The 7129-nt window shown below is 47.9% G+C and carries 9 protein-coding genes; 2 read left to right on the top strand and 7 right to left on the bottom strand.

The features are described 5' to 3' along the window. From ACEW9I_RS24490 to ACEW9I_RS24500, 3 genes are all read right to left on the bottom strand, one after another. Positions 1-245 (bottom strand): hypothetical protein (locus ACEW9I_RS24490; RefSeq protein WP_373542949.1); only part of this gene is annotated, 245 nt, incomplete at its 3' end. A 17-nt stretch (positions 246-262) separates the two neighbouring features. Beyond that, entirely contained in the window at positions 263-652 is a 390-nt protein-coding gene (locus ACEW9I_RS24495) for a hypothetical protein (protein ID WP_373542957.1), read from the bottom strand. A 110-nt stretch (positions 653-762) separates the two neighbouring features. Then, entirely contained in the window at positions 763-957 is a 195-nt protein-coding gene (locus ACEW9I_RS24500) for a hypothetical protein (protein WP_373542950.1), read from the bottom strand. Between the two features lie 57 nt (positions 958-1014). Here ACEW9I_RS24500 and ACEW9I_RS24505 point away from each other — a divergent pair, with 57 nt between their 5' ends. Further along, positions 1015-1491, top strand: a complete 477-nt coding sequence (locus ACEW9I_RS24505; RefSeq protein ID WP_373542951.1) for a hypothetical protein — start codon at positions 1015-1017, stop codon at positions 1489-1491. A gap of 39 nt (positions 1492-1530) precedes the next feature. Here the strand turns inward: ACEW9I_RS24505 and ACEW9I_RS24510 are convergent, their stop codons facing one another. Together ACEW9I_RS24510 and ACEW9I_RS24515 are read right to left on the bottom strand one after the other, a co-directional pair. Continuing rightward, a complete protein-coding gene (locus ACEW9I_RS24510; protein WP_373542952.1) occupies positions 1531-2979 on the bottom strand; it encodes a TldD/PmbA family protein in 1449 nt (482 codons plus the stop codon). A 197-nt stretch (positions 2980-3176) separates the two neighbouring features. Next, complete coding sequence (locus ACEW9I_RS24515; protein ID WP_373542953.1) at positions 3177-3611, bottom strand: NUDIX domain-containing protein; 435 nt, start codon at positions 3609-3611, stop codon at positions 3177-3179. Between the two features lie 257 nt (positions 3612-3868). Here ACEW9I_RS24515 and ACEW9I_RS24520 point away from each other — a divergent pair, with 257 nt between their 5' ends. Then, entirely contained in the window at positions 3869-4396 is a 528-nt protein-coding gene (locus tag ACEW9I_RS24520) for a tetratricopeptide repeat protein (protein WP_373542954.1), read from the top strand. A 137-nt stretch (positions 4397-4533) separates the two neighbouring features. Here ACEW9I_RS24520 and glgA read toward each other — a convergent pair whose 3' ends face one another. Both glgA and ACEW9I_RS24530 read right to left on the bottom strand, forming a co-directional pair. Next, positions 4534-5907, bottom strand: coding sequence for a glycogen synthase GlgA (gene glgA / locus ACEW9I_RS24525; RefSeq protein WP_373542955.1), 1374 nt, complete (start codon positions 5905-5907; stop codon positions 4534-4536). A 130-nt stretch (positions 5908-6037) separates the two neighbouring features. After that, positions 6038-6973, bottom strand: coding sequence for an AI-2E family transporter (locus tag ACEW9I_RS24530; protein ID WP_373542956.1), 936 nt, complete (start codon positions 6971-6973; stop codon positions 6038-6040). Positions 6974-7129 lie beyond the last annotated feature (156 nt).

Below are 7129 nucleotides of genomic sequence, written 5' to 3' on the forward strand. Positions count from 1 at the left end.
CAGTTGCGGATGCTGTTCAGGCGGAGGATACCTGGCGCAGGTGTTGCACCAGCGGCTCGCGATACGTAGGCTCTGCCGAGGGTTTGCGGATGCTGTTCAGGCGGAGGAACCCTGGTGCATGTGTTGCACCAAGCAGCGAGAAAAGACAAGCAGACAGTTGACAGTAAATCGCCAAAAAGAGCAACAATTACTCGATCGAGTAATTGTTGCTCTTTGTATGAGGACAGATCCAACGGCTTCTTCAAGAAGTCGGGGATCGATTTTATCCATGAGTGCCGACTGTCAGCGATTGGCGTAGCCGCAATAACGTCGCCGTTTGGTAGAGATTGAGCGGGAGAAGTGTAATACCTTCCAAACGAGACTGCACCCAGCCTTCACCCCAATACCACTCATGAAATCCGTCCACCCCTTGACTGAGTAACAGCCGCAAACACTGAGCATCCACTCGCTCGACTTGAGACTTGACGACAACTGGGCCAAAACTAGTGTCAAATTTTGTACCGAGAGTGAGCAGATTTTGACTGGAAAAACTTATCTGCTGGGGAAAAAGCCACTTTTTGAGTGCAGCGGGCGACAATAATCGATCGCGAATCGTACTAGATGTAGCTGGAACTTCAATCCGCAATTCACTTCGTTGGAAATTACCGAGCATGATGAGATGACAGTTAGTAGTGAGTTTGACAACGGTGGTAGCGAGCCTCAATAGATCGAGCCGATCTTTTCAGGAATTACTCACATGGGCATTGTAGTTATATCCTAACGCTAAATTAAATAGTAACGACCAGCTCGGCACCCGCTCGCGGCAACCGATCGGATGATAAATCTGCAAATTTTGAACCCGATTACCATTATCCTGACGGTAGGGGCGATCGGCTGGTAATTACGGATGTGTGCAGATCGATCGGTCATCGCTACTAGTGTCCAAACGGCGATCGTCAATACCGCAGTAGACAACATCCGTTGTCTCAAAATTAGTTAACGCAGCTACCAATCTTTACCCAGGAGGTAACTCCCATGTTCAATCGTCAGTTTGGTATCATCGCGATCGTCGCTTTGTTGCTATCCTCTAGTCTAGTTCAAGCACGGGAGATCGATGACGATCCGAGTGATTTTGGTGGCAATGTGCGGATCGAAACTACTCAGAATGAAACCATCATCCAAACCCCGAAGATCCTCATCGTCGCTCCCAAAGTACCTGTAAATAAAGTGGTTGGTAGTCGCGCTCGGCGACGCAAATCGATCCGCACTTCGACAGTCATCAATAGTCGCAAGCCATTAAATTCAAATCGTCAAATTATTGGCATTCCTAATATTGCACCGATTCGGAGTTCGACGATTCGTCGCTCGAATAATAATGCGGATTCACAATCGTCGATCGAGCAATACCAGTCGGTGCAGTGTGGTGGTAGCGGTAGTTCGGTGAGTCAATCTTCGACATCGACGGTGAATGGACGGACTGTTCGCTCTGAAGTGCATCGCAATTGTTGGTAATTGCAATTATCAACTATCAATTCTCAATTCTCAATTAATTTAATCGCCACCAAAAATCTCGATATCTGTAAACGCAGCAACGGGCGCACCATGTCCCACCCAGATAATTTGATTGGGTTCGCCCTTACCACAGAAGGGAGAACCGTACATTTCCCAGGTGTTGGCGTTGCCAACTTGGGCGAGATTGCCCCAAAATTGGGGCGTGACACCGCGATAATTAGGGTTACGGATAGTTTTGGTCAACTTACCATTTTCGATTGCTTGGGCATACTCACAGCTAAACTGGAATTTGTGACGGCGATCGTCGATCGACCAAGAACGATTGGACTCCATATAGATACCGCGATCGATCCCACCGATGATTTCATCGAAGCTCTTGGTGCCTGGTTCGAGATTGATATTGGCCATCCGATCGATCGGTGGGCGATTCCAGCTACAGGCGCGGCTACAAGCGACCCCTGGCAGATCTAGACGCGCTTGACTTTCCAGGCTCCCCAGTCCCCGCTCCAAGATCCCGTCGCGGATGATATATTCTCGTGTCGCTGTTGCGCCCGTATCGTCAAAGTTATAGCTGGCAAACTCGCCGGAGACGGTCGGATCGAAGGTAATATTCATCAATGGCGAACCATAAACCAGCTTGCCAAAATCTGACGGCTGGACAAAACTGCCCCCTGCATAGTTGCGCTCATCGCCCAAAATCCGGTCTAATTCGAGTGGATGTCCGACACTTTCATGGATTTGGAGTAATAATTGATCCGGCGCGAGGACGAGATTGGTAGTTTCCGTCGGACATTCCATCGCTGTGAGCAGTTCTACTGCTTGTGCGCCGACTTGCTCCACCCGCGCCCACAAATCGGGCGTGAGAAAATATTCCATCCCACCTTGATAACATTTTGCCAGTCCGCCGCGATCGCTCCGATGTTGGATGATGGCTCCATCCTGCGCTGTGGCGGCATAATCTGTCGTCATCAGCAGAAATTTTTGATATACATCGGAACCGTTGCTACTGACGAACCATGTTTCCAAGGCGCGGGTAATAATCGTGGCACTAGTTTGGACGATTTGGGTGCTGACATTGAGCGTATGACAGATCTTGCTCAGTTGCTCGCTAATTTCGCCAGGAGTGAGGGTATTGAAGGGTTGGAGGGTGGGGGAGAGATACTGCCCGACTACCTTGGGTCGTTGGGCGGTAGTGACGGGGTGGGTCTGATAGGGACGAGCCGCGATCGCTTGATGATATGCTGCGGTAGCGGCAGCGCGAATCCCTTGGGTTGTGAGGATATTGGTGGCACCGTAGCCGATCTGTCCATCGCTGAGGACTTCGACCATCACCCCTTCACTCATCGTCGTACTATTATTTTGCGGCATTCCGTCCCGCGCCGATCGCGTTGTGGCGACTTCTCGCACTTGCCGCAAGCCCACCCAGTCTACAGGTAGATCGATCGCATTTAGCAAGTCACTGAGTTGAAGAGTTGGTGCAGTAATCATTTGGGTGACGCTGAGGGCGCAGAGTGAGGAGAGTTCGCAGCGATGCGCGCTCGTCGGGTTCCCCGACAGTTTAGCGCATCAAGACAGAGAAGTGGCTAGTAGGGACTGGGGATCGGGGCATCATGCAAATATTATTCACCATCCACCCCTAAAACCTAAAACCTAAAGCCTAAAACCTAAAACCTAAAGCCTAAAACCTAAAACCTAATTCTCGGGCGCAGACGATAGTAACGATATTGTAAATAATCTGCGATGATTTGCCCATGATCGAAACACAATTGTGGGGGAATCTCCCAGGGTGCAAAGATGCCGACACTTTTGGCATCATCTTGAGCGATCGGGTTTCCCGCTGCTGTCGCGATGAATACCATACTAATCGTATGTTGCCTCGGGTCGCGATCGGGTGCTGAATACAAGTAAAATTGTTCGATGAGTCTTACATCCAGCCCGATCTCTTCCTTGGCTTCCCTACTTGCGGCTGTTTCCAATGATTCCCCCGCATCTACGAAGCCGCCAGGTAAGGCCCAGCCATGTGGTGGATTGAGCCGTTCGATCAAGATGATGGGACGGTGGGGTCGATCGCTCAGTTCGATGATAATGTCTACAGTCGGGATCGGATTGCGGTAAGTCACGGTTGAGTGGTGCTAGTAGCGATCGTCTTAGATTATCATTATTTTCTGCCCGAGTGGCAAAGTCAGCTCTCAAGATAATTCATAAGTTACTTCTACATTTGATTACATATATTTCTTGATTCTTTATAACTTTTTTCAGCTATGAACTAACAATGGATGTGTGATTTAATCCCTATTGGCTGAGATTTGAGCAGGTTATAGTTGCAAATGTAAATGCTGTTAGTCAGCCTACAAATAGTCACAACACTCGCACCAACATGTCTCCATCCACTTATGCTATCAGAGAGCCAATAGCCAATGATATCCTATCTTCAGCTAATGCCAAGTATAAAAATCGCGATTATTTAGGCGCATTAACAGCATATACCGAAGCAATCCGGATCGATCCGACTAATGCCCTCGCTATTTGTTGTCGTGGAGTTGCTTACTATCGGCTAGGTGACGATCGAGATGCAATGGCGGATTATAATCAGGCGATCTCCATCGATCCCAAATTGGCAATTGCTTATTACCGACGAGGCTTTTTACATTACCTCGCGCAAGACTACCCAAGTGCGATTGCTGACTACAATAAGTCGATCGAACTTAAACCTGATTTTGCGCTGGCTTATTCCAATCGTGGTTATGCTTATCGCGATCTATACGGCGAACAAGAAGCACTAATCGATTGGCGATTTGCAGCTAAATTATTTAAAGAACAAGGCAACATTACTAAGTATCAAAGTACGATGCGATCGATCGATCGGATTTATGATGATGCTAGCTGTGCCTCGGGAATGCTCTAGCAAAGAGCTTGTTATTGTGAGAGAAGTAGGATGTGTTAGCGCAGCGTAACGCATCAATCCACCAAGACGATGCGTTGCTGGTGCGCTACGGATTGCACCCAACACACCATACATCTAGCCTTCAATCCCATTAGCTCTTAGGCACTAACAACCGATTTATACAACGTTTCGTATGCTTGCGCCGATCGATCCCAGCTAAAATCACTCTCCATGCCCCGTTGTTGGAGTGCTTGCCATTGAGTCTTGTAATTGAAACCTTCCGAAGCGCGTACCATACAAGTGTAGAGATCCAACGCTTCATAGCGATCGAAACAATACCCCGTCCCCCGCTCGTTTTGGGGATCGTGATGCGTAACGGTATCGACCAATCCCCCCGTGCGCCGCACAATCGGGACGCAACCGTAACGCATTGATAGCATCTGTGAGATCCCGCATGGTTCAAACCGACTCGGCATCAAAAAGGCATCTGAACCCGCGTAGATCCGCCGTGAAAGCGACTCATTGTACATCAGATAAGTGGCCATCCGTCCAGGATAGCGTGAGGCTAATTGCCATAATTGCGTCTCATAATTGCGATCGCCTGTACCCAATAACACAAACTGAGCATCAGTATAGGCCAAAAAGCGATCTAGCGTCTGCAACATCAGATCCAACCCTTTTTGCTCCACCAATCGGGATACCATCCCGACAACAAAAGTATTGGGATTGATGCTTAATCCCAGCTCCTGCTGGAGTGCTACTTTATTCTTGCTGCGATCGGCGATCGTGTTGGTAGTATATGTTTGGACTAAAGCTTTATCATTTGCCGGATCGTAAACTTCCGTATCGATCCCATTGACAATCCCCGACAATCTACCACTAATAAACGATAGTAACCCCTCCAGTGTCTCCCCATACTCGATCGTCTGAATCTGGGCGGCATAAGTGGGCGATACTGTATTCACGCGATCGGCAAATTGTACCGCCGCTGCCATGGTATTGTGCCCCTGCATATACCACGGACACCAGGTAATCCGCTCCAGAAACCACCGCCACGGCCCCTGGTAGGCTAAATTGTGGATAGTAAAGATCGTACTAATATCGGGATCTTGGTGCATCCAGACAGGCAACATCCCCGTATGCCAGTCATGACAGTGGAGGACATTGGGCTTCCAATAATTCCAACAAAACTCCGCCGCCCCATTGGCAAAGAACGTAAATCGCCAATCTTCATCCTCGCCCCCATAAATCCGCAGCGGATCGAATGCTGGATGTCCGAATAAGTATAAGGGCACGTCGGTACCAGGTAGCACTGTCTCATATACCGCGAAGTGGTTGAACATCGCATATCCATTCCACACAGGCTCATAAGGGATATCCAACTTCCCTACTAAGGAGCCGTAGTAAGGCATGAAGATCCTCACATCATGCCCCATTTTGCGTAAGAATTTGGGCAATGCACCCACCACGTCGCCCATCCCGCCAACTTTGGCAATGGGTGCAGCTTCCGCCGCGACAAATAAGATTTTCATAAATAGATGAGATATTGATTTTTATATTTAGGCAGTCGGTATTCGACGATCGACATGGCACCTCCGCAATCATACCAGCCTTCCAGACAACAAGTTTGACTGAGTTAGGATTTGGAGAGCGGCTCTAAACTTATTGTGCTTCTTCAATCTCTAACAGGCTGACAATTACTCCAGCGATTGGAATTGCCAAAAAGACACCAAGTACGCCCGATACTCGCGTCCCAACTAATAGCGCAAAGAATACTACCACGGGATTGAGATGCACCGTGCTTTGCATCACGCGTGGCGACACAAAATTATCTTGCAATTGTTGCAGAATCAAGCAAATCGCAAATACCTTCAGTGCCATCAGCCAACCGCTTTGCACCAAGATAATCAAGCACACAAAGCTCACCCCCAAAGTTGCACCAATCCCCGGAATCAAGTCGAAAACCCCAATTGTCACGGCCAGCAAAAACGGAAATGGAACTTGAAACAGTCCGAACACCAATAATGTCGCAATACTCAATAAAAACGAAATTAGCAGTTGACCGCGCAGAAATCCGACAAAATTTCTTTGGACTGCGATCTCTACCCGACTACGATGGCGTTCGGGAACTAGTTTTAGTACCAGTTGCCACAGCTTGGCACCATCGATCAGCATGAAAAAAGCAATAACGATGACAATGATAAAAGTGACATAATTTTGGAATAAAATGGGCACAGAATTAACCGCCCAATTTAAGCCAAATTCAAAAGCAGCACGGATTTGAGTGGTGATTGCCTCTAGATCTAGCTTAATATTAGCTTTTACTAACGTACTCTGAAATCGATCGAGTGGATTACTTGAACCGTCAAAGGACTGGAGTAGCAATGTCGCCAATTGTTGAATTTGATTGCTAAGTGTCAACACGAACGCGATCGCCAGCACAACGATCGTCATTAGGCTCAAGGCGATCGTAATTCCGAGGGCGATATTTCGTCCCATAAATCGCTGGAGATAGCGCAATGGATAATTGAGCAACAGTGCCAAAATTGCTGAGAATGCAAACACAAAAATTACGTACTCAAAATATTGAAACAACACAACACCCGCCCATCCCGCATTCGTGACAAGTTAAGAAAATTAGAGCTTTGTCAAGGAGGAATGGAGAATATGTCAAACTCTTACTAAACAAGCATTTGAGCTGATATAAGCAGATGACTCGCAGCCCTAGAACTAATCGTGACCACGCAAAAAAAC

It is taken from the genome of Chamaesiphon sp., from assembly GCF_041738855.1.
GTDB lineage: Bacteria > Cyanobacteriota > Cyanobacteriia > Cyanobacteriales > Chamaesiphonaceae > Chamaesiphon.